The sequence below is a fragment of the Methylobacterium sp. D53M genome (assembly GCF_053345625.1).
Genome location: NZ_JBKFAL010000004.1, coordinates 313,477 through 334,693 on the forward strand (window position 1 = coordinate 313,477; position 21,217 = coordinate 334,693).

A 21,217-nucleotide genomic window follows, 5' to 3' on the forward strand; every position below is an offset into this window, starting at 1 on the left:
CGCGATCGCTCCCGGTCGGTCAGGCCCCGGGCCGCGGCAGCATGCGGTCGCTGATGATCCGCCGCTGGATCTCGCTCGTGCCCTCGAAGATCGTCGTCAGCCGCGCGTCGCGCCAGTAGCGCTCGACCCGGCGCTCGGTGGTGTAGCCGTTGCCGCCGTGGAGCTGCATCGCTTGGTTGGTGACCCGCACCGCCATCTCGGTGGCCAAGAGCTTCACCATCGCCGACTCGCTCTCGGCGGGCTCACCCTGGTCGAGGAGGTGGGCGGCCTGATGCCAGAAGGCCCGCGCCTGTGCGACCTCGGCGGCCATGTCGGCCAGCGCGAAGCGCAGCGCCTGGAAGTCGCCGATCGGGTGGCCGAACTGGACCCGCTCCTGGAGGTAGCACTGGCAATCCTCGACCGCCGCGCGGGCGACGCCGACGGCCCGCGCCGCCGTGTGGACCCGGGCGATGTTGAGGCCGCGCTGGACGGCAGCGAACCCGCCGGAATCCGCGTCCGCCCCTTGGTCGCCGTAGAGCCCGGTGAGCCGGTCGCTCTCGGGCACGCACACGTCCTCCAGGGACAGCTCGAAGGTCTGGAACCCGTGATAGCCGATCTTGTCGATCACCCGGCCGGTCACGCCGGCCGGGAAGCTGTCGCGCTCCTTGAGCACGAGGAACGGTTCCAGGCCGGCGGAGCGCGACTCGCCCGGCTCCGGGTCGCGGGTCCGGGCCAGGACCTCGATGAAGTCGGCGCTCTTGGCGAAGCCGGCCCAGCGCTTGGTCCCGGTGATCCGCCACCGGTCGCCGTCGCGCACCGCGCGGGTCTGCACGCCGGCGAGGTCGGACCCGGCATCGGGTTCCGACAGCGAGATCGAGCCGATCCACTGCCCCCGGGCCGAGCGCCGGATCAGCTCCGCCCGGCGCTCCGGGTCGAGGGTCTGGGTGCCGAGGCCCTGACCGCGGGCCAGGATGCTGCCCACCGACAGCCAGGCCCGGGCCAGCTCCTCCGAGACGAGGCAGTACTCGAACACGCCGAGCCCGAGGCCGCCGTGCTCCGCCGGGATCGTGATGCCGAACCAGCCCTTCTCGGCCATGGCGTCGATGAGCGACCGCGGCATCTCGGCCTTGTGACGGTCGAGCTCGTCGGCGAGCGGCAGGACGGTGTCGCGGGCGAAGGCCCGGGCCTCTTCCTGTAGCGCCGCCCGCGCCTCGGTGCGCCAGGGCGAGGCAAGTTCCGGCGGCTTCGGCGCGATCAGGTCCTTCCGATCCTCGGTTCCGGTCATCGTTCCCCCCTGTGATGTGACGCCGTGCGGCAACTCAGTTCAGGTCCGTGCGGGAAACACGCGCTTACAAAATGGTTCCGTGCCCCATCTTCGAATAATCGGCGGACGGGGTCATAATAGCTTGATGATGCAGGCCGAACCGCAGACCGATTCCTTCGCGATGAGCGCACCCGCAACACCCCACATCCTCGTCGTCGAGGACGATCGGGAGATCTCGGCGCTGATCGCGCGCTACCTGCGCGGCAACGATTGTCGCGTCACGCTGGCCGGCGACGGCGCCGACATGGACCGGGTCCTGGCGGAAGCGCGGATCGACCTCATCGTGCTCGACCTGATGCTTCCCGGCGAGGACGGCCTGAGCCTGTGCAGGCGCCTGCGCGGTACCTCGCAGATCCCGATCCTGATCCTGACCGCGAAATCCGAGGACGTGGACCGGATCCTCGGCCTCGAACTCGGCGCCGACGACTACCTCGCCAAGCCGTTCAACCCGCGGGAACTGCTCGCCCGCATCCGTGCCATCCTGCGCCGGGTCGCCGCCGAGGCGCCGGACGCCGACGAGCGGCGGCGCCTGCACTTCTCGGGCTGGACGCTGGACGTCTCCCTGCGTCAGGTTCTCTCGCCCGAGGGTGCGCGGATCTCGATCACCGGTGCGGAGTTCGACCTCCTCCACGCCCTCTGCCTCCGGCCGGGGCGGGTGCTGTCGCGGGACCAGCTCCTCGACCTCACCCAGGGCCGGGCCGCGGGCCCGTTCGAGCGGAGCATCGACGTGCTGATCTCCCGGATCCGCCAGAAGATCGAGCGCGACACCCGCAACCCCGAATTCATCCGCACGATCCGGTCCGGGGGCTACCTGTTCACGCCCGAGGTCACGCGGTCATGAGCGGTCTGGGGCGCCTCCGCGCGCGGCTGCGTCCGAAGACCATCGCGGGCCAGATCGCGCTCCTCGTGGTCGCCGGCATCGCCGTGGCGCACGTGGTCGCCACCGCGGCGTTCCTGATGCTGCACGAGTCGCAGAATCCCGACACGCTGCCGGGCGTGGCCGCGAGCCGCCTCGGCGTTCTGGTGAGACTCATGGACGCCGCCGACCCGGCGGCGCGACCGGCGCTGCTGGCGAGCGGCCGCAGCCTGCCGCTGATCCAAGTCGAGCCCTGGGACGGGACGGTGCCGTCGGGGGCGAAGCCGGCTCCTGACCTGCCGGTGATCCGCAAGCTGCGCTACGGCGCCGGCCGGCCGGTGACGATCACCGACCTCGCCGCGGCCGACCCGGCGCGCGACAAGTCGGACGGCCGCCTCCATATCGGCATCGTCACGCCGGCGGGTGTGCGGGTCCAGGCGACGCTGCCGAACGATCCTCTGCGGGGACCCCGCCAGGGGGCGCTGATCTTCACCGTGGTGTTCCTGGCGCTGACGCTGGCGCTGCTCTGCGTCTGGGCCACGCGCGCCCTCACGGCGCCGCTGAAGCGGCTCGCAGGCGCGGCGGAAGCCTTCGGCGCCCGCGACGACCACGTGGCGCTGCCGGAGGCGGGGCCGCGCGAGGTGCTCGCCGTGTCGCGGGCGCTGGACCGGATGCGGTCGCGCGTCCGCCGCCTGATCGACGACCGGACGCAGATGCTGGCGGCGATCAGCCACGACCTGCGGACGCCGATCACCCGGCTGCGCCTGCGCGCCGAGTTCATCGAGGACGAGAACGCCCGGGCCTCGACCCTGCGCGACCTCGACCAGATGAACGGCCTCGTCGAGGCGGCGCTCTCCTTCGTGCGCGACGGCCAGATCCGCGACGCGAACAGCCACAGCCTCGTGGATCTCGCCTCGGTGGTGCAGACGGTCTGCGACGACTTCTCGGATTTCGGCGCCCCGGTCAGCGTCAGCCGCAGCCGGCACGTCCTGGTCCAGGGCCGGCCCGAGGAACTCCAGCGGGCGGTGACGAACCTCGTGGACAACGCCGTGAAGTACGGCGGCCGGGCCGACGTGCAGATGGAGGCCTCCGAGCGCGGCGTCCGGGTCTGCATCCTGGACAACGGCCCGGGGATCCCGGAGGCGGAGCGCGAGGCGATGCTCCAGCCCTTCGTGCGCGGCGACCGGGCGCGCAATCTCAACGAGGCCAGCGGCTTCGGCCTCGGCCTCTCGATCGTGCAGGCCATCGTCGAGGCCCATAACGGGCGCCTGCGGCTGGAGAACCGCCCCGAGGGCGGCCTCTGCGCGGCGATCGAGCTGCCCCTGGCCGCCCAGGCCTTCGCGGGGCGCGCGGCGCAGAAGCCCGTGCCGCTCCCGGCCGAGGCGGCCTGAGGCCGCCTCGGGTCCCGTTCGCTTCTACGCCGCCCGCACGTTGCGGAGGAACTGCGCCACCTCGGCGCGGAGCTGCTCCGAGCGGGTCGCCAGCGAGTCGGACGCCTGCGCCACCGAGTCCGCGGCCTCGCCGGCATCGCCAGCGACCCGCGCTACCTCGGCGATCTCCAGGGTCATCGTGCCGGTGCCGGCCGACGCCTGCCCCATGCTGCGCACGATGTCCTGCGTGGTGACGCCCTGCTGGTCCACCGCGGCGGCGATGCTGGTCGACACTTGGTTCATCGCCTCGATCTGGGCGGTGATGCCCTGGATCGCCCCGGCCGCGTCGCCCGTGACCGTCTGGATCGAGGCGACCTGACGGCTGATCTCCTCGGTGGCGCGGGTGGTCTGCGCGGCGAGTTCCTTGACCTCGGCGGCGACCACCGCGAAGCCGCGGCCCGCCTCGCCGGCGCGGGCGGCCTCGATCGTGGCGTTGAGCGCCAGCAGGTTCGTCTGCCCGGCGATGGTCGAGACCATGCCGACCACGTCGCCGATGCGCGTCGCGGCGGCGGCGAGGTCGGTCATGGTCTGCTCGGCCCGGCGGGCCTCGCCGACGGCGGTGGCGGACATGCCGGCCGCCTGCTCGACCTGCCGGCCGATCTCCTGGACGGTCGCGCCGAGTTCCTCGGCCGCGGCCGCCACGGTGTTGACGTTGTCGGAGGTCTGCTGCGCGGCCCCGGCGACGCTGGTCGAGCGCTCGGAGGTGCTGGAGACCGCGGCGCGCATCGTGTCCGAGGCGCCCTGAAGCTCCGTGACGGCGCCGGTCAGGCCCTCGACGATGCCGCCGACCGAGTGCTCGAAGCCGTCGGCCAGCTGCTTGAGCATGGCGCGCCGGCTCTGCTCCTCGCGCAGGCGCGCGGCCTCGGTGGTCTGGAGCTGCTGGGCGGCCTCCTCGAGCGACATGTCGCGGATCGTGACCACGGCGCGGGCGATGTCGCCGATCTCGTCCCGCCGCGCGCTGCCCGGCACGTCGGTCAGCGCCTGGCGATCGGCGAGGGCCTTGAGGGCGCGGGTGAGGGCACCGAGCGGCGCCACGATCGAGCGGGCGAGCAGCAGGCCGAGCAGGGCCGTTCCGGCGAGCACGAACAGGCCGGTCAGGATCAGCGTGCGCGACAGGGCCTGGACCGCGTCGATCGCCTCCGCCTGGGTCTGCTCCGCCACCACCGTCCAGGGCGCGCCCAGGACGGTCACCGGCGAGGCGGCCGCCATGTGGGTGCCGTTCTCCGCCGCGAAGTCGACGGGACCGCCGGCCTTGACCCGGCCGGCGGCGAGGCCGATCCCGGCGAGGCCCGCGCCGGCACGCACGCCGGGGTTCAGCGGCGGGTTGCTGCGCAGGAGGCCGTCCGCGCCGACCGCCAGGATCTGGCCCGTGTCGCCGAGACCGGTCCGCTTCGACAGCGTCTGGTCGAACAGGGCCGGCGTGACCCGCATGACGATGAAGCCGATCCGCTCGGCCGCCTGCGCGGTGCCCATGGCGACGTTGGCCCGCTTGGTCATGGCGCGGCCGAGGAAGGCGGCCGGGACCCCGTCTACCGGGTAGGCGGCGAAATCCTCGTACAGGACCGCGCCCGGGTCGGCGGATTTCAGGCGCTCGACGAGGCGCGCGAGCGCCGTCCCCGCCAAGCCGTCCTCCGTGACCGCTTTGCCGAAATCGGCGCCCTTCGTCGTGGTGTAGTCGATCCGGCCGTTGTCATCGATGAACATCAGGTCGGCGTAGCCCGGCTGGGCCACGAGCTTGCGCGCCACCTCCTGGACCTTGACGTGCCGGCGGGCATACATCGACGACATGCCGCTGCCGTCGAGGGCGACCCGCGCCTCGGCAGTCTGCGGCGCGCGGAACGCCGCGATGACGCTCTCGGTGTCGGGCTTCGCCGGGTCGAGGTTCTCGAGCAGGTCGGGGAAGTTCGAGACGATCTGCGGGTGGGCCGCCACCGCCAGGAAGTCGGCCTGCGCCCGATCCGCCACCAGCTCGATCGCGTCCCGGCGCGCCGCCGCGGCGAGTTCGAGGCGCTCGTGGGCCGCGGTCATCAGGCCCGCCCGCGCCGAGTACCAGCTGAATCCGCCCATGGCGGTGGCGCTCAGGAGCGCCAGGCCGACGGTCGTCGCGGGAAGGCGCGTGCTCAGCCGCGATAGCGAGATCATGATGCCCCTGTATTCTTTGGTAGATTGGTTTGACGTGAACCAATCACCCAATCCTTATAAAAATCTCGTAAACACCGATACACCGCTCAAAACTTGAGCACATGCGGAACATACAACTTAAAGAACATTCTTGGCACCATGATTCCAAGTTGCGTATGGTCGAACGCCCGTTCCGGCAAGATTTCGCCGCGCGGGTCGTCACGGACGCCCGCGCGGCGTTGAGGGATGCGCGGCATCCGGCCAAGTTTCGGCCAGCCCGTTTCGGGCAGCCCGTCGTCCCGCGGCCGCCCCGGACACACCGTCACGGATCTTGCTGACCGATCCCGTCTCGCGGTCGGCGTCATCGGCCGGTTATGAGTCCGGGTGGTAGAGCGGCCGCGGAGAACGGTCGCTTCGTGACGGCGATGGAGGTGGGATGAGCGGCGAAGACCAGCCGGACCGGGCGCGCAGCATCGCGCTGATCGGGGCCCCGATCGAGGTCGGGACCAGCGAGGCCGGCGCCCTCATGGGCCCGGCGGCCCTGCGCACGGCCGGGCTGGTGCGGGCGCTCGCCGAACTCGGCCACGCGATCGCGGATCGCGGCGACGTCGCCCCGGACGGACCCGCCGGGACGCGCGGGCTGGACGGTGTCGCCGCCTGGACGCGGGCCCTGTCCCGCGCCGTGGAGGACGCCCTCGACGCGGGGGCGCTGCCGCTGACCGCCGGCGGCGACCACAGCCTGTCCCTGGGCTCCGTCGACGGGGTGATGCGGCACTGCGCGCGGCGCGGCCAGCCCGTCTTCGTCCTCTGGCTCGACGCCCACGCCGACTTCAACACGCCGGCGACCTCGCCCTCCGGCAACGTCCACGGCATGCCGCTCGCCGCCCTGTGCGGCGAGCCGGGCTTCCCGCCGCTCTTCGCCGAGCCGGCGCCGGCGCCCCTGCCGCCCGCCGACGTCCACCTGTTCGGCCTCCGGTCGATCGATGCCGGCGAGCGCGCCCTCGTGACGGCGCGCCGGGTCGGCGTCACCGACATGCGCACGATCGACGAGTTCGGCGTCGTGGCGCCCCTGCGGCGGGTGCTCGACCGCGTCGCCGCGCGGGGCGCGCACCTCCATGTCAGCCTCGACATCGACTTCCTCGATCCGTCGATCGCCCCGGCCGTGGGCACCACCGTTCCGGGCGGCGCCACCTTCCGGGAGGCCCATCTGATCATGGAGATGCTCCACGATTCCGGTCTGGTCCGCTCCCTCGACGTGGTGGAGCTCAACCCCTTCCTCGACGAGCGCGGCCGCAGCGCCCGGGTGCTGGTCGAGCTGGTGGCCAGCCTGTTCGGCCGGCGCATCCTCGACCGGCCGACCCTGCCGATCGAGGCCGTGCCGGCGGAGCCGGCCGGGCGCGCCTGATGCACGGCCCTCTCGCGCCCTCATCCGCGCCCGAGATGACCGCACCCGAGATGACCGCGCCCGCGCGCCAGCGCTCGGACGGGCGCGTCCAGCTGCGTGTCGGACTGGCCCGTCCGGGCGGCGGGACGCGCATCCTGGATCTGGCAGAAGCCGGGCCGTCGCGGCTGCGCTTCCCCCGGGGGACCGGCGCGCCGGAGGCGGTCCTCGTCAACACGGCGGGCGGCGTCGCCTGCGGCGACACCTTCGCCATCGACCTCACGCTCGAACCGGGGGCCGAGCTGGTTCTGACCACGACGGCGGCCGAGAAGATCTATCGCTCTGACGGCCCCGTGAGCCGCATCGTCAACACGCTGCATCTGGGGGAGGGGGCCGGCCTCGCCTGGTTGCCGCAGGAGACGATCCTGTTCGATCGGGCCCGGGTGCGGCGGCGCTTCGTGGCCGATCTCGCCGAGGGGGCCGCGCTGCTCGCCGTGGAGGTCGTGGCGTTCGGCCGCGCCGCCCGGGGCGAGCGGATCGGCGACGGGCTGTTCGCGGATTCCTGGCGGATCCGCCGGGGCGGGCGCCTCGCCTACGCCGACGACCTCCTGCTGGAGGGGCCGATCAGCGACCACCTCGCTCGCCCGGCCATCGGCGGCGGCGCCCGCGCCTGCGCGACGATTCTCGACCTCTCCGCCGGGGCGGAGGCGCGCCTCGAGGAGGCGCGGACCCGGCTGGCCGAGGCCGCGTCGCCCGGGACGACGGCGGCGGCGAGCGCCTGGAACGGCCATCTGGCGGTCCGCGCGCTGGGCGACGCGGTCGGGCCCCTGCGCGGGCTCGTCGCCCGCTTCCTCGCGGGCTACCGCGGCCTGCCGATGCCGCGGGTCTGGCAGAGCTGACGCGGTCCGCGCGATCCGGGCCTCGGGGCCGTTGCCTGCGACCGCCGACCTCTGCTAGAGACGCGCACCCGGAGCTGTCCGCCAAGCTCCGGACGGGACGGCAGCGCCGTTCGGGAAGGCCTCGTGGCGGAGTGGTTACGCAGAGGACTGCAAATCCTTGCACCCCGGTTCGATTCCGGGCGAGGCCTCCATCCTTCCCAGACAGATTGTGCCGGCCGTGACGGGCCGGTGCGCGCCCGTCAGGCGCCGTGGACCTCCACCATGAAGGTCTCGATCGCCCGCTGCAGGCTGTGGGTCCCGGCATTGACCCGGGCGGCGCTGCCGCGCACCTGCCCGGCCTGCGCCTCGTTGGACGCGGCCGCGGCCTGAACGCCCGCCACGCTCTCGGAGACCTGCCGGGCCTCCGCGGCCGCGCCGAAGATCGCCCGCGCGATCTCCTGGCTGGCCTGCCCCTGCTGGTCGGTGGCGTCCGCGACCTCGGAGGCGATCAGGCTCATCCGGGCGATGGTCTCGCCGATCGTGCCGATGGCGCCGACCGTGCGCCCGGCGGCCCCCTGGATCGCCCCGACCTGCCCGGTGATGCGGTCGGTGGCGAGCGCCGTCTGGCCGGCCAGCGCCTTCACCTCCGCGGCGACCACCGCGAAGCCCCGCCCCGCGGCGCCCGCGCGGGCCGCCTCGATCGTGGCGTTGAGCGCGAGGAGGTTCGTCTGCTCGGCCACCTCGCGGATCAGCGTGACCACGGCGCCGATCTCCTCGGCCGCCTGCGAGAGGCTCATCACCGTCTCCTTGAGCCCCTGCGTGTCGGAGAGGGCCGAGGTGGCGATCGCGCTGGTGTGACGGACCCGCGCCTCGATCTCCCGCGCCGAGGCCGAGAGCTCCTCGGCCGCGCTGGCGATGCTGTCGACGAGGCCCGCGCTCTGCTGCGACGCTCCGGCGACGACGGCCGACTCGGCCGCCATCGCGCCCGCGTTGCCCGAGAGCGTGTCGGCCGCCGCCTGCATCGCCTCGGCCGAGTCGGCGAGATCGGTGACGGCGCGGTGCGTCTCGGCCTCGAAGGTGCGGGTGGCCACGGCCAGGGCCTCCGCCCGGCTGCGGTCGCGGTCGCGCCGCGCCTGCGCCTCGGCGTCGAGGTCGCGCTTCTCGATCAGCGCCGTCTGGAACGCCGCGATGGCGGCTGCCATCTCGCCGATCTCGTCGCGGCGGTGCGTGAACGGGATCGCGCGGCCGAGATCGTTGGCGGCGAGCGCCGTCATCCCCTCCTTGAGCCGATGCAGCGGCCGCCGCACCTGGCTCACGATGATCCAGATCGCCGCGAGGAGGCCGAACGCCAGGGCCGCGGCCGGCACGGCCACCAGGGTGATCCGCGCCCGACGGCGGTCGGCCGCGTCCGCGGCGCGACGGGCGTTCAGGCGGTTCAGCACCTCCCGTCCGAGAATGCCGATCTCGGCCACCATGCGCTCGCGGTTCTTCACGGTTGCCTCGTCGGTCGCCTGGATCAGCGCGGCCTTGGGCGAGACCGTCAGGCCGAGTTCGGCCGTATCGGTCTGGTAGGCGACGAATTCCTTGACGAAGAGGTCGAACCGCCGCCGTCGGTCGGCGGGGAGCTGATCCTCCATGGCCTCGAGGAAGGGCACCCGCACCTGCTCCACGGTGGCGAGGGCGTCGTGGAGCGCCGACAGCCGCGTGCGCGCCTCGGTCGTGTCCTCCGCGGTGTAGAGGGCCGTGGCCTGCACCACCGCGTGCTCGATCGCCTGCCCCAGGGCGCCCGCCTGAAGGCCGGCGTTCCAGATCCGGTCGGTGGCGGCCGCCCGCTCCTGCTCCCAGTTCGATTGTCGAACCGCGAAGGCAGCGATGCCGATCGCCACCAGGGCCAGCAGCCCGATCACCGCGGAGAGCTTCAGGCCGAGTGAGATGCGCATGGCGACGAGCCGCTTCTGGCCGGAGATTCGTGTGACCGCAGCTATATCGAAGCAAATCTTTTTGAACAGGTAAATATAGCCGGCAAAAACATTTATCTTATACTCTGAATCTCCGAGATTTTTGCCATCGCGCAGCCCGGCTCAACCTCAGCATCCAGGGGCACATCGGAGGAAGAATTCGCGGATCTCGGCCGGTGCCGGATTGTCAGTTCAATCTCGCGAGCGCTGTCGGCAGATGCGCCGGCAGGCAGCAGCACTGTTTCGCCCGGACGAAGCTGGATCGCCGCGCGCGACACGGGTCGGCGATCACGGCAGGCGGATCTCGGTCCGACCTGGGATGCACGGCTCTGGAAGCGGTAAGGCGGCCACGATCTCGCGACGGAGATCGTCGCGCTGGGCCTCCACGAGGTCGGGGAGGATATCGGCCTCGTGCTCGTCCAGGGCCGCGATCAGGCGGGGATGGTCGGCGCTCCACTCGAAGGCGACGCGCACCTCGCGTTCGGCGTAGGGGTCCTGTGGGTCGAGGCAGCGATGGGTCGGCATAGCGGCAGGGTCGTCACACCGGCGCGCCGGCAGGCGGTCCCCGTAGGAGCAGGAGACGACAGACGGATGACTTCCACCGGCCGCGGACCGGCAGAGCCGGCGACGGGCCTCGGCGACGATGTTGCCGATCAGTCACATTCCGGGCCTCCCGACCTCCGCGGGAGGCGCCACGCGCTGTGTCGGGGGGCGCACCGCGTCGGTTTGGACGCGGATCGTGCATCGAGGCCCTTGCGTCCCGCCATCCCGGTGTGTAGAGACCCCCTCGTGATCCCCGATAGCTCAGTTGGTAGAGCAGGCGACTGTTAATCGCCTTGTCGCAGGTTCGAGTCCTGCTCGGGGAGCCATCCACTTACCAACATTTTGATCGAACTGAGTTTTCGGCGCTCTCACCCGTCCCGGGTTCTGAGGTTCGGGAACAGCGGCGCCGTTCCGGCATCCGTCAATACGTGCGACGTGCCGTGTTCGACTGGCGCGATGCGGGCGTGCCGGCGCCTCTGCCGACCGGTGCCGTCGCGGATCGATCCTCTACACTCTCCGCGGGATCCGGCGCGCGGTGGCGCCGACGGATGGCGGGATGTTTCGCGCGCCCTCGAACGTCTACGTCGTGCGCCCGTGCCGCCCGCCCCGATGTGGCGCGGCGCGCTGAGCCACGACGACAGGCACGGCGGTGATCCCGATGTCGGGCGGCATGCTCGGTTCCCTGGCCCTGGCGGCCGTCTTCACGCTGGGGTGCTTCGGCATCCACAGCGCGCGCCGGCATCCGGACGCGGTGACCATCGGTCTGTTCCTCCTGCTCGGCCTGCTCGCGTCCCTGTATGTCGGCCGGCACGTCGGACCGGACGCGCACCATCCCACGTGGCAGCACGAGGCCCTGTACCGCGAGAGCGCGCCGACGTCGCATCCGACGATGTGACGGATGCAGCATGGCGCTGTCGGAGCGCGCGGCGACATCGACTGTGGTCGATCGCGACGACCGTCGCGTGTGGCCGATGGCCTCGCGGTGACCTAGTTCCCGGAGCCCTCCTGCGAGAGACCGGCCATGGCTTTCCCCGATGCGAACGAACCCAGCGCCACGTCGATCAGCGCCCTCGAGCTGGTCAATACCCTGATCGAGCGCAAGGAGAGCGGCGAGCCGGTCGACGCCGACATCCTGTCTTTCCTGACCGACATGGAACGGCTCGGGCTCACCGACACCGATGCCTACGCGACGCTCGACGCGTATCGGCCGGGGCCCGCACTGGGTGCGACCGGCGGGGATGACGCGAGCGAGGCGGACGCCTAGCGCCGGCGATCCGCCGCGCCGATCCGGCCGGTCGTGACGATGGCACCTTCATCCCCGCCGACGCCGCGGCGTCGGCGGGGATGGTCCGAGCGTGATGCGGCCGTCGTCAGGACGGTCGCGGCTCACCGGCAGCGGTGGCGACGTCCATCCCGGCCGAGATAGGTTCCGCTCTGCGGGTCGTAGGATCGGAACCGGCGCGCGCAGTAACGGTCGTCGTCCGCGACACGGTAGGTTTCGGTGTCGGCGTAGCCGTACGTGACGGGCGCGTAACCGCCGTAGTACCCGGTGTCGTAGCCGTATCCCGGATAACCGTAGCCGCCGTACAGACCGCCCACGGCGACGCCGAGGCCGAGGCCGAGGCCGCCGAGCCCGTATCCGCCCCGTCCGTAGCCGTAGCCGTAGGGGCGGCCGTAGTAGCCGCGGTTGTAGCCGTAATGGCGATGATGACCGTAGCCCCGGTGGGCGCCGAGCCCGTGCCCGAACCCGGGATTGGCGAATCCGCCGCCGACAGCCGGTCGGCCGAAATTGTGGTTGCCGAAGCCGTTATTGGCGAAGCTACCCCCTCCGGCACCTGCAGTCGGCCCGAAGGCGTGATTGCCGAAGCCCCGGTTGGCGAAGCCGCCGCCCGCGGCGCCAGCCCCGACACCGGGACTGCTGAAGCCGCCGCCGCCGACGGCCGCGGCTCCGAAATTGTGGTTGCCGAAGCCGTGGTTGGCGAAACTGCCCGCCTGCGCCTGGGCTCCGGTCGGCGCCCCGAGGAGAGCGCCGGCAAGGATTGCCGACGCGATCGCTGTGACTGTCGTGTTCATGGTCGCCACTCAGGCTCTGTTGCGTCTACTCTGATCAACGTCGCGCGCGAGACGGCCAATCCCGCTTCCTTTTGTCCCGCGACAGATCGGAGAGCGGCGCGCCGCCCCGCTCGTGAGCCGGAGACCTACGAGTGCTGCTGGGCCTTGAGGCTGCTCTGCGCCCCGGACTCGTCCGTCTTCGGGTTCGCGAGGCCGCTCGTGTTGCCGTCGGTGTCGGCGCCCGTCTCGGCAACCACCTGCCGGTTGCCGGCGTGGTCCTGGTACTGCTCGGTCTGGACGTTCTTGCTGTCCAGACCGCGCTCGTCGCTGTGCCGCGACTTGTCGCGGTTGCTGAGCACCATGTTCTCCGGCAGCACGCCTTCGGGCAGGTCCGACATGGCCCCGGATCCGGTTCCCTTGCCCTGAGCGCCGGGACCGACTTTGTGCCGACTGGCATTCGCCATGATCATTCTCCGATGCGGATCATCACGTCTCGGGCACGGCGGCTCGCGGTGCCCGCGCGGATCGGGCGGTCAGCGATCCTGCTGATAGCCCTGGTTGGTGGTGTTCACCTTGGAGTTTCCGGCCTGGCCGACCTTGTCCGGATCCTTGGTCTGGGATCCGGCGCGCCCCTGCGTGAGCGGCGCTTCCGTGGCGCTGCCGGGACCCTTGTCGGACCGGTTGGCCGGCGGGACGGGCGGTGGCTTGGTCGTCATGTGCACCTCGTGGTGGCCAGTACGGAGCCAACCCGACAGGGTCCTCATCGTTCCGGGCGCAGTTGTTCCGGCCACGCTCGAGAGCTGAGCCGTGGCGCGCGAATAGAACGACAGACGCATCTCCGCTCATCGCGACCGCGATGGAGCAATTGGTCTACTGTTCTACTTCGGACAATCTCGCGACGACGGCGGCATGTCGCGGCTGTTCGGGAACCGCGCGAGACGATGCGAACGGGCCCGGATCTCCGTGGCGGCGACGGCGACACCGCCCGAGAACCTGCGCCGTCGCGACGACCGGCGCGCGCGACCCGACCGGATCCGTGCCGATGCGGTATCTGTCGGCCGGCGCGGCCGGCAGATTCTGCCGCTCGGCCGAACCTGCCGGCCGAGAGCCCGGATGCGCCGCTGAAATCATTGGGAAAATTCTGGAATGACCCGTGCCTGTCCACCGCGAGGGCGGTCGCGGAGGCGTACCATGTCGGTCAACACGGTTTCGGGCAGTTCACTCCAGCGGGATCTCGTCAGCGCCCTCAGGCAGGCGCGGGCGGCGAACGCCGCCCGCCTCGATGTCGGCACCGCCGCGACGGCGAACCAGGAGACCGGCAAGCAGGCGGCCGCGGACGACACCGCCCCGTCGACCGGGACGACCTCGACTCCGACCCTGTCGAACGACCTGATGGCGTCGCTCCTCCAGCTGCAGTCGGACTTCAGCCAGATGGGACTGCAGACCGGCGTCACGGCGCCCGCGGAAGCCGCCGCCAACGCCGACGACACGTCGACGACCGGCAACGCCACCGGTACGGCGCCCGGTCAGGCCGCGGGCGGCGCGTCCGCCGTCCATCACCATCGCGGCCATCACGGCCACCGGCCGGTGTCGGATGCCGAGCAGAGCGAGGGTGCGGCCCAGACCGGCACCGCGACCGACGCGTCCGCGGCCTCATCTGCGGTCTCGTCCGCGAGCACGTCCACCAGCACGTCCACCACCGCGACCGCCGATCCCGCGACGGGGACCGGCAGCGGCGGCGACCTGCAATCCTTCCTGCAGCAGGTGACAAAGGCGGTGACCGCCTACGCGGCCGGCGGACCGCTCGGCATCGCGGCCGCGCTGACCAGCACCACCAAGGTCTGACGATCCCGGGCTTGGCCCGCGGCTGGAGCGGCGCGGCCGCCTCTGGCATGATCGGGGCAACCGGAGAGCGCCATGGCCCTGACCGTCCCCGTGATCCTCGGCAGCGTTCGGACCGACCGCATCGGCATCCGCGCCGCGCGCTTCCTGATCGCGCAGCTGGAGTCCCGCGGCCACGCCGCCCCCCTGGTCGATCCGGCCGAGCTGGCGCTCCCGCTCCTCGACCGGATGTACAAGGAATACCCGGCCGGGACGGCGCCGGAGCCCCTGCAGCGCTGCGCCGACCTCTTCCGCCGCGCCGACGCCTTTCTGGTCGTCACGGCCGAGTACAACCACGGTGTGCCGCCGGCACTGTCGAACACCCTCGATCACTTCCTCGAGGAGTATTTCTGGCGGCCCTCGGCCATCTGCTGCTACTCGGCCGGCCAGTTCGGCGGCGTCCGGGCCGCGATGCCGCTGCGGGCCATGCTCGCCGAGATGGGCATGTCCAGCATCCCCTCCCTTCTGCCGATCCCGCGACTCCAGAAGGTCATCGACGCGCAGGGCGTCCCCGCCGAGCCCTGGCTCTCGGCGGCGGCCGGCCGCTTCCTCGATGAGCTGGAATGGCATGCCGAGGCCCTGCGGGACCGGCGCCGGGGCGGCACGCCGTACTGACCCGCGGAGCGCGCTCCGGACGCCGCGGGCCCGGGTCGGACGGTGGCTCGAGCGGTGCGGCCCCAGCATCGCCCCTGCCGGAGCGGAGGTATTCGGACGGCGAACCGGGCCTCCAAGCGGGCGTTTCTGTGCGCTGAATCTGTCGAGACGGCGCATTCGATTCTGGAAATGCCCAAATACTCGGCACACGATTGTAGAACAACTGTGCCGGATCGGGCCCCCGAGACGTTGAACCCGCGGAGCGCTCATGTCGCGAGACAGTATTGCGCTGTTGCAAAAAGGTGGCTGCACACAGCCCCGAAGTATGAGAACTTGGCCGTGTTCCCGAACCCGGACCGATTCCGATGAAGATCGACGAGAGGGCGCTCCTGCAGGAGCGCGTGCGGACGCTTGTCCTGCGCCACGCCCTGGAAGCCGTACTGGACCGCCTCGCGTCGGTGGCGCGCGAGGCCGGGAAAGATGCCGAGACGGAATTCCTGAGCCTGGAGCAGTCGCTCGTCTCGGCCGCGCGCGGTCTCGCCGATCGGGCCACCGCCCAGAAGCTGGCGGTGCTGGTCGCCGTCGAGGACGCGGGCACGACGATCCGGGCCGCGTTCGACAACGCCCATGACCGCCTCGAGGCGCTGCGGCCGGCCCATCTCACCCTCGTCGCACCGACGGCGGCCGTCGCCGCCTAGCTGCGCGCGGGCTCGGGCTGAGCCCGGAGCGCCCGGCGCGGACGGGATGTCGGTGCGGCCGCGCCTCGGGCTGGGACGCGCCGCCACGGGATCGTCGAGGATAGCGGGGATCTGGGACGCCGGGACCGAAATCCGGGACCGAACGCCCTGCCGCGCAACCGATACAGGCAGCGTCTCCTGCCGCACCGCTCGAAGATCCGGTCCCCGACTCGCCGTGGCCGGCCGGACACGTCCGCGAGGCTCCGCTCCGGCACTGCCGGGACTGGCGGAAGCCCGGATCGGGCGGGCGCGTCCGCGACGCGCCCGCCAGCTCACTGCCAGCTCACTGCTTGGCGCGGTTGATGATCGCCCAGAGCGCGTGAGCGACGGGCTCGGTGACGGTGCGGCGGTACTTGCGGTGAACCAGTTGCCCGTTGTGGTAGACGTCCTGCTCCACGTAGAGCCGCTCGCCGTCCCAGCGGACGATGTTGTCGGACTCGGTGGTCTCCTCGACGCCGAGATCGCCTCGGAGAATCGAGTTGCCTGTCTGGGTCAGCATACGCGCGTCCTCGTTCACGCAGTCGGTTCTACCCGGGAAGCGCCGCCGCGGCCCGTGCAGCGCGATCCCAGGCAGCCCCCGATGTGGGCAGCATAGGAGGGCATCGGCGGACTTGCCAGCGAGGCGATGGACGCAAGCGCCCGACCGTCACGTCGTCCCCGCCGGCACCGCGATCCGGGCACGACCTTAACGTTACCCATGTGCGCTTCGGCACGTCCAGCTCGGCCGTAAGGTGCGATCCTTCACAGGCGCACCCAGTCTGTCCGCACGACGCGGACGGGATCGGCGGCGCGACGGAGGCGTCCATGCTCGCTCGCCCGTTCCGCCTGCTCGCCCCGGCGCTCGCAGCCCTCGGACTCGTGGCCCTGCGCCTCGCGAGCCCATTCATCGGGCCGGTGTCGCCCGCGCAACCGGGCGCGACCGACGACGCGGGCGTCGTCTTCCGGCACTATCTCTGACGCTCAACCCCGGCGGCTCAGCACGGGAGCGGCGGCCGGCAGCGGGCAAGACGCGCCGGCCGCGGGCCCGAGGATGATGTCGCCCTGGCGCGGGTTGTTGACGGTGAACGGGGCCGTCTCCTGGAGACCGATGAAGCCGCGCCCGATCTGCGGCACGAACAGGTCGCCCCCGAACCGGACGAAGCAGCGGTCGAGCACCGCCTCGTAATCGAAGGTCCGCTGGGTGACCGGGGTCCCGCCCGCGCCCGGCCCACCGCAATAGGCCGAGATGTCGATCTGGCCCGGCCGCGCCAGCCGCACCGGGAGCGACTGGCCGGGCAGCAGCGTGGCGGGCGGGCCGCCGTCCTGACGGGCGACCAGAACGAGGTTCGACCGGTTGTAGACCCGGCGCAGGCAATCCGCCGACGCGCCGGAGACGACTGAGACCGACCCGACGATGCCGAGCACGAGGCCGGCCCATGCGCACGCTACACGCTTCGTCACCGCAATTCCTCCGCCGGCCGGGCGCTCGACCGGCCGAGGCCGTCGATGGTGCCGTCCCTGACTTGAACAGCGGCCAGCTTGGCCGCGCAAGACGAACGCGGCAAGACCCGCCGCGTTCACGCGCGCATCGTAAATTCCCGCGCGCGCCTCGGGATCAGCGGCGCTCGTAGAGGAGGCGGGCCCGGATCGTGCCCGGGATGGCGCGGATCTCGGTGAGCAGCGCCTCGGCATCCGCGTCGGTGGCGTCGGTCTCCAGCACCACGTAACCGACCTCGCCGTCGGTCTGGTAGAACTGCGCGGCGATGTTGACGTGGCCGCGGGAGAACACGTCGTTGAGCCGCCCGAGCATGCCGGGCAGGTTGCGCTGGACGTGGATGAACCGCGTCCCGGTCGGACGGGCCGGGAGCTGCACCTGCGGGAAGTTCACCGCGCCGACCGTCGAGCCGATATCGGAATAGTCCACGAGCTTGCGCGCCACCTCGGAGCCGATCCGCTCCTGCGCCTCCTCGGTGGAGCCGCCGATATGCGGGGTGAGGATCACGTTCTCGAGGCCCTGGAGCGGGCTCACGAACGCTTCGGCGTTCGAGCCGGGCTCCACCGGGAAGACGTCGACGGCCGCGCCCTTGAGATGGCCGTCGCGCAGGGCAGCGGCCAGCGCCTCAAGATCGACCACGGTGCCCCGGGCGTTGTTGATCAGGAAGGCGCCGGGCTTCATCGCCCGGATCTCGGCGGCGCCGATCATGTTGGCGGTGGCGTCGGTCTCCGGCACGTGCAGCGAGACGACGTCGCTCTGCGCCAGCAGGGCGTGCAGCGTCTCGACCGGCTCGGTGTTGCCGTGGCGCAGCTTGTCGGTGTGGTCGTAGAACAGCACGCGCATGCCCATGGCCTCGGCCAGGGTCGAGAGCTGCGTGCCGATATTGCCGTAGCCGACGATGCCCAGCGTCTTGCCGCGCACCTCGAGCGAGCCCACCGCCGACTTGTCCCAGCGGCCCGCGTGGGCGCCCACCGAGCGCGGAACGATCCGGCGCAGCAGCATCACGATCTCGCCGATCGTCAGCTCCGCCACCGAGCGGGTGTTGGAGAAGGGCGCGTTGAAGACCGGGATGCCCCGGTGGCGCGCGGCCTCTAGATCGACCTGATTGGTGCCGACCGAGAAGCAGCCCACGGCCAGGAGCCGGTCCGCCGCCTCGAAGGCGGAAGCGTCGAGCTGCGTGCGCGAGCGGATGCCCACCATGTGCACGCCCTGGAGCGCCTCGTGCAGGGCCTCCCGGTCCAGCGCCTTCGGCAGCCGGGTCAGGTTGGTGTAGCCGGCCGCCCGCATCAGCGCCACGGCGCTGTCGTTGATGCCCTCGAGCAGCAGGACGCGGATCTTGTCCTTCGGCAGGGAAAGCTTGTCGGGCGTCATGGGCGTCGATCGTCTGGCAGCAGGCCGGGCCGGGCGGTGCCGGCAGGCCCTGGAGTCGAGCGGCCTGGGATAAGAGGGCGCCGTGTGCGTTGCAACATGGCGCGGTGACGGACCGCCCCGCTTGACCGCAGCCCCGCCCCCGGCCTGCCGCATGGCTCCCGCAAGGCTCTCGCATGGCTCATCGGATGCCGGCCGGTCCGGGCGCGGCACCTCCGGCGCGGGCACCGCTCTGCCAAATATTCGGGCAGTTCAAACCGGCCTGAACTGACCTGATCGACGGAACTCGGCCCCGGCTCGCGGCTTATTGGGCCCTGTACTGTAACGACCCGCCTGCCGCTCCGTCGGCCGGCGTCCTTCCTCACGGTCCCCGACGATGCATATCCGCACCGGCTTCTCGATCGCCTTCGACACGTTCGGCCTCACGCCGATGAACCTGCTCCTCAACGTGCGCCCGGAGCGGCGGGGCGACCTCCTGACGCCGGAGGTGATCGCCTTCGATCCGCCGGTCGCGGCGTCGCAGCACGTCGACGCCTTCGGCAACGTCTGCACGCGCATCGTCGCGCCGGGCGGCCGGATCACCATGGCGGCCGATTTCACGATCGCCGACAGCGGGCTGCCGGACGATCAGGCCCCCGGCGCCCGGCAGATCGCCGTTCAGGACCTGCCCGACGAGGTCGTGCCGTACCTGCTCGGCTCCCGCTACTGCGACACCGACAAGCTGTCGGGCATCGCGTGGTCCCTGTTCGGCGGCACGCCGGAGGGCTGGGCCCGCGTCCAGGCGATCGTCGACTTCGCCCATACCCGCCTGCGCTTCGACTACCAGCAGGCCGACGCGACCCGCACCGCCTTCGACGGCTACACGCAGGGCGTCGGCGTGTGCCGGGACTTCGCGCATCTGGCGATCACCCTGTGCCGGTGCATGAACATCCCGGCCCGCTACGCCACCGGCTATCTCGGCGATATCGGCGTGCCGAAGGACCCGGCGCCGATGGACTTCTCGGCGTGGTTCGAGGTCTTCCTCGAAGGGCCCGAGGGGCCGCGCTGGTACACGTTCGACGCCCGCCACAACCGGCCCCGCATCGGCCGCATCGTCATGGCCCGCGGCCGCGACGCCACCGACTGCGCCCTGACGACGAGCTTCGGTGCCGCCCATCTGGTCCGGTTCGACGTCCACACCGACGCGGTGACCGAGGCGCCGGAGACCCTGGCCCGGGCCGCCTGAGGCGCGCGCCCGCCGCGTCACCCGGCCCCACCCGCTACATCGCCTCGGCGGTCTCTCGGGCCGGCGCCGGGTTGTTCGCCAGGTGCAGGAACGTCTGGTCGAACTCGGCGACCTCCGTCAGCGCGTCCCAATCCTCGATGGTCAGGATGCCGCCGCTCAGCGTGACGAGCCCGCGTCCACGCAGAGTGCGCAGGACCCGGTTGAGATGGACGCTGGTCAAGCCGAGCGCGTCGGCGAGTTCGGACTGCTTGGGCACCAGCGGGCAGCTCAGGCCGCGCGCGAGCCCGACCGCCTTCTGCCGGAGATAGAGCTCGCAGAACAGGTGGGCCACGCGACCGAGCGCCTGCCGCCGCCCGAGGCTGGTGATCCGCTCGCGGTAATGGGCGGCGTCGATGAGGCTGTCGCGCCAGAGGGTGCCGGCGAGCCCCGGATTGCGCAGGAGGACCGCGCGCAGGTCGTCGTGCGCGATCAGCGCCACCACGCAGGACGTCAGGGTGGCGAGGTTGTGATCCATCCGGTGCAGGTGAAGGCTCTGCAGATCCGGCACGTCGCCCGCGATGTAGAACGACAGGATCTGCCGCCCCCCCTCGGCGAGGGCGGCGTAGCGGTAGACCCAGCCCTGGAGGACGAGGCAGCTGTGGGTCGGCCGGTCGCCGAACCGGACGATATCGTGGCGGGCCGGCAGGTTCCGGACCGTGTGCGGCAGATCGAGGAGCGCCGCGCGGTCGGAATCGGCGAGCCGCGCGATGCTGTCGAGCTTGCGCGCCAGCATCTCCATCGGGGTGCTGTACCCGTTCGGCATCGGGGGCTCAGGCCCCGGATCGCGCGGAGCGCGCGGTGCCGCCGCGCCGACGGCGGGCAGCCCGAGAGTCGAGATCAGGACAACCCACGCTTCACCCCCTTACGCCCCGGATCGCCGACCGGCGCGGACCTCGGTCGAGCGGGGTTGCCCCCTCGGCCGTCGGAAGCGCGACCGCAAACGTTCGACGGCGGACAAGTTTGCCGGATCTGCGGCCGGCGGCAAGACCACCGATATCGCCCGGACCCCGCGGACCGTCCTCCGCCCCGCGAGCCTAAAACCCTAATCGGTTGAAGTCGCAAGGCCGATGCTGTAAGGGACGCGCGTCCTCCCGGATCCGCCCTCGCGCGCTCGTCTTCTGGCGCGCCCGCCGGGCCGCCGGACGGACCGCCCTCGTCATCCGTATCGACGCGTCGGCAAACCGGGTCCCGCGGGACCGGTCGCCTCTCCCGAAAGACTCCGGGAAGGCCGCGGCGAACGGGGGCGCCTGCAACGCGAGCCGCCGACGCAACGGGCCTCCGCCGGGGGCCGTTCAGGAGACAGAATGACCGCAGGTACCGCTCTGGGGCGTGGCCCGAGCCGCGAGGATTTCGCAGCCCTCCTCGAGGAGAGCTTCC

The 21,217-nt window shown here is 71.7% G+C and carries 22 protein-coding genes and 2 tRNA genes; 13 read left to right on the forward strand and 11 right to left on the reverse strand.

Annotated elements, in window-relative coordinates:
* Positions 1-19: 19 nt before the first annotated feature.
* Entirely contained in the window at positions 20-1,264 is a 1,245-nt protein-coding gene (locus tag ACLBYG_RS10625; protein ID WP_447681436.1) for an acyl-CoA dehydrogenase family protein, read from the reverse strand.
* 124 nt (positions 1,265-1,388) lie between these two features.
* On the opposite strand from ACLBYG_RS10625, the gene ACLBYG_RS10630 reads away from it, so the two are divergent.
* Together ACLBYG_RS10630 and ACLBYG_RS10635 are read left to right on the forward strand one after the other, a co-directional pair.
* Complete coding sequence (locus ACLBYG_RS10630) at positions 1,389-2,144, forward strand: response regulator (protein ID WP_020092151.1); 756 nt, start codon at positions 1,389-1,391, stop codon at positions 2,142-2,144.
* A complete protein-coding gene (locus ACLBYG_RS10635; RefSeq protein ID WP_447681437.1) occupies positions 2,141-3,550 on the forward strand; it encodes an ATP-binding protein in 1,410 nt (469 codons plus the stop codon). Before ACLBYG_RS10630 ends, ACLBYG_RS10635 begins: the two co-directional genes overlap by 4 nt.
* Before the next feature lie 24 nt (positions 3,551-3,574).
* On the opposite strand, the gene ACLBYG_RS10640 is transcribed toward ACLBYG_RS10635, so the two are convergent.
* Positions 3,575-5,731, reverse strand: coding sequence for a methyl-accepting chemotaxis protein (locus tag ACLBYG_RS10640; RefSeq protein WP_447681438.1), 2,157 nt, complete (start codon positions 5,729-5,731; stop codon positions 3,575-3,577).
* Positions 5,732-6,146: 415 nt separating this feature from the next.
* Between ACLBYG_RS10640 and rocF the strand changes: the two genes are divergently transcribed.
* The 3 genes from rocF to ACLBYG_RS10655 all read left to right on the forward strand — a co-directional run bounded on the left by rocF (position 6,147) and on the right by ACLBYG_RS10655 (position 8,181).
* A complete protein-coding gene (rocF, locus tag ACLBYG_RS10645) occupies positions 6,147-7,115 on the forward strand; it encodes an arginase (RefSeq protein ID WP_056527896.1) in 969 nt (322 codons plus the stop codon).
* Positions 7,115-7,990 (forward strand): urease accessory protein UreD, encoded by an 876-nt coding sequence (locus ACLBYG_RS10650; RefSeq protein ID WP_447681439.1) that lies wholly within the window; start codon positions 7,115-7,117, stop codon positions 7,988-7,990. The genes rocF and ACLBYG_RS10650 overlap by 1 nt, the downstream gene beginning before the upstream one ends.
* Positions 7,991-8,107: 117 nt before the next feature.
* Positions 8,108-8,181: transfer RNA gene (locus tag ACLBYG_RS10655), tRNA-Cys, on the forward strand.
* A 48-nt stretch (positions 8,182-8,229) separates the two neighbouring features.
* Here ACLBYG_RS10655 and ACLBYG_RS10660 read toward each other — a convergent pair.
* The gene (locus ACLBYG_RS10660; RefSeq protein ID WP_447681440.1) at positions 8,230-9,909 is read right to left on the reverse strand and encodes a methyl-accepting chemotaxis protein; all 1,680 of its coding nucleotides are present in this window, start codon (positions 9,907-9,909) and stop codon (positions 8,230-8,232) included.
* A gap of 306 nt (positions 9,910-10,215) precedes the next feature.
* Entirely contained in the window at positions 10,216-10,452 is a 237-nt protein-coding gene (locus tag ACLBYG_RS10665) for a hypothetical protein (protein WP_056527886.1), read from the reverse strand.
* Between the two features lie 268 nt (positions 10,453-10,720).
* Here ACLBYG_RS10665 and ACLBYG_RS10670 point away from each other — a divergent pair.
* The 3 genes from ACLBYG_RS10670 to ACLBYG_RS10680 all read left to right on the forward strand — a co-directional run bounded on the left by ACLBYG_RS10670 (position 10,721) and on the right by ACLBYG_RS10680 (position 11,734).
* Positions 10,721-10,796: transfer RNA gene (locus ACLBYG_RS10670), tRNA-Asn, on the forward strand.
* Positions 10,797-11,140: 344 nt separating this feature from the next.
* Entirely contained in the window at positions 11,141-11,365 is a 225-nt protein-coding gene (locus ACLBYG_RS10675; protein ID WP_244526756.1) for a hypothetical protein, read from the forward strand.
* A 126-nt stretch (positions 11,366-11,491) separates the two neighbouring features.
* Entirely contained in the window at positions 11,492-11,734 is a 243-nt protein-coding gene (locus ACLBYG_RS10680) for a hypothetical protein (RefSeq protein WP_056530108.1), read from the forward strand.
* Positions 11,735-11,856: 122 nt separating this feature from the next.
* Here the strand turns inward: ACLBYG_RS10680 and ACLBYG_RS10685 are convergent, their stop codons facing one another.
* From ACLBYG_RS10685 to ACLBYG_RS10695, 3 genes are all read right to left on the reverse strand, one after another.
* A complete protein-coding gene (locus tag ACLBYG_RS10685) occupies positions 11,857-12,543 on the reverse strand; it encodes a BA14K family protein (RefSeq protein ID WP_447681441.1) in 687 nt (228 codons plus the stop codon).
* Positions 12,544-12,668: 125 nt separating this feature from the next.
* Entirely contained in the window at positions 12,669-12,986 is a 318-nt protein-coding gene (locus ACLBYG_RS10690) for a hypothetical protein (protein ID WP_100251293.1), read from the reverse strand.
* A gap of 69 nt (positions 12,987-13,055) precedes the next feature.
* Complete coding sequence (locus tag ACLBYG_RS10695) at positions 13,056-13,238, reverse strand: hypothetical protein (protein WP_012319429.1); 183 nt, start codon at positions 13,236-13,238, stop codon at positions 13,056-13,058.
* Positions 13,239-13,713: 475 nt separating this feature from the next.
* Here ACLBYG_RS10695 and ACLBYG_RS10700 point away from each other — a divergent pair, with 475 nt between their 5' ends.
* From ACLBYG_RS10700 to ACLBYG_RS10710, 3 genes are all read left to right on the forward strand, one after another.
* Complete coding sequence (locus ACLBYG_RS10700) at positions 13,714-14,367, forward strand: cell wall anchor protein (protein ID WP_447681442.1); 654 nt, start codon at positions 13,714-13,716, stop codon at positions 14,365-14,367.
* A 72-nt stretch (positions 14,368-14,439) separates the two neighbouring features.
* A complete protein-coding gene (locus ACLBYG_RS10705) occupies positions 14,440-15,018 on the forward strand; it encodes an NADPH-dependent FMN reductase (RefSeq protein WP_447681443.1) in 579 nt (192 codons plus the stop codon).
* A gap of 344 nt (positions 15,019-15,362) precedes the next feature.
* Complete coding sequence (locus tag ACLBYG_RS10710) at positions 15,363-15,695, forward strand: hypothetical protein (RefSeq protein ID WP_020092164.1); 333 nt, start codon at positions 15,363-15,365, stop codon at positions 15,693-15,695.
* Between the two features lie 322 nt (positions 15,696-16,017).
* On the opposite strand, the gene ACLBYG_RS10715 is transcribed toward ACLBYG_RS10710, so the two are convergent.
* Entirely contained in the window at positions 16,018-16,233 is a 216-nt protein-coding gene (locus tag ACLBYG_RS10715; protein ID WP_020092165.1) for a hypothetical protein, read from the reverse strand.
* A 305-nt stretch (positions 16,234-16,538) separates the two neighbouring features.
* Here ACLBYG_RS10715 and ACLBYG_RS10720 point away from each other — a divergent pair, with 305 nt between their 5' ends.
* A complete protein-coding gene (locus ACLBYG_RS10720) occupies positions 16,539-16,691 on the forward strand; it encodes a hypothetical protein (protein WP_165923077.1) in 153 nt (50 codons plus the stop codon).
* Between the two features lie 3 nt (positions 16,692-16,694).
* On the opposite strand, the gene ACLBYG_RS10725 is transcribed toward ACLBYG_RS10720, so the two are convergent.
* Together ACLBYG_RS10725 and serA are read right to left on the reverse strand one after the other, a co-directional pair.
* Positions 16,695-17,174 carry a hypothetical protein gene (locus ACLBYG_RS10725; RefSeq protein WP_447681444.1) on the reverse strand — a complete coding sequence of 160 codons (480 nt, stop codon included), beginning with the start codon at positions 17,172-17,174 and terminating at the stop codon, positions 16,695-16,697.
* A 154-nt stretch (positions 17,175-17,328) separates the two neighbouring features.
* Positions 17,329-18,579, reverse strand: coding sequence for a phosphoglycerate dehydrogenase (gene serA / locus ACLBYG_RS10730; protein ID WP_447681445.1), 1,251 nt, complete (start codon positions 18,577-18,579; stop codon positions 17,329-17,331).
* A 373-nt stretch (positions 18,580-18,952) separates the two neighbouring features.
* On the opposite strand from serA, the gene ACLBYG_RS10735 reads away from it, so the two are divergent.
* Positions 18,953-19,801 (forward strand): transglutaminase-like domain-containing protein, encoded by an 849-nt coding sequence (locus ACLBYG_RS10735; protein WP_447681446.1) that lies wholly within the window; start codon positions 18,953-18,955, stop codon positions 19,799-19,801.
* Between the two features lie 34 nt (positions 19,802-19,835).
* On the opposite strand, the gene ACLBYG_RS10740 is transcribed toward ACLBYG_RS10735, so the two are convergent.
* Entirely contained in the window at positions 19,836-20,603 is a 768-nt protein-coding gene (locus ACLBYG_RS10740) for a Crp/Fnr family transcriptional regulator (RefSeq protein WP_447681447.1), read from the reverse strand.
* Positions 20,604-21,217 lie beyond the last annotated feature (614 nt).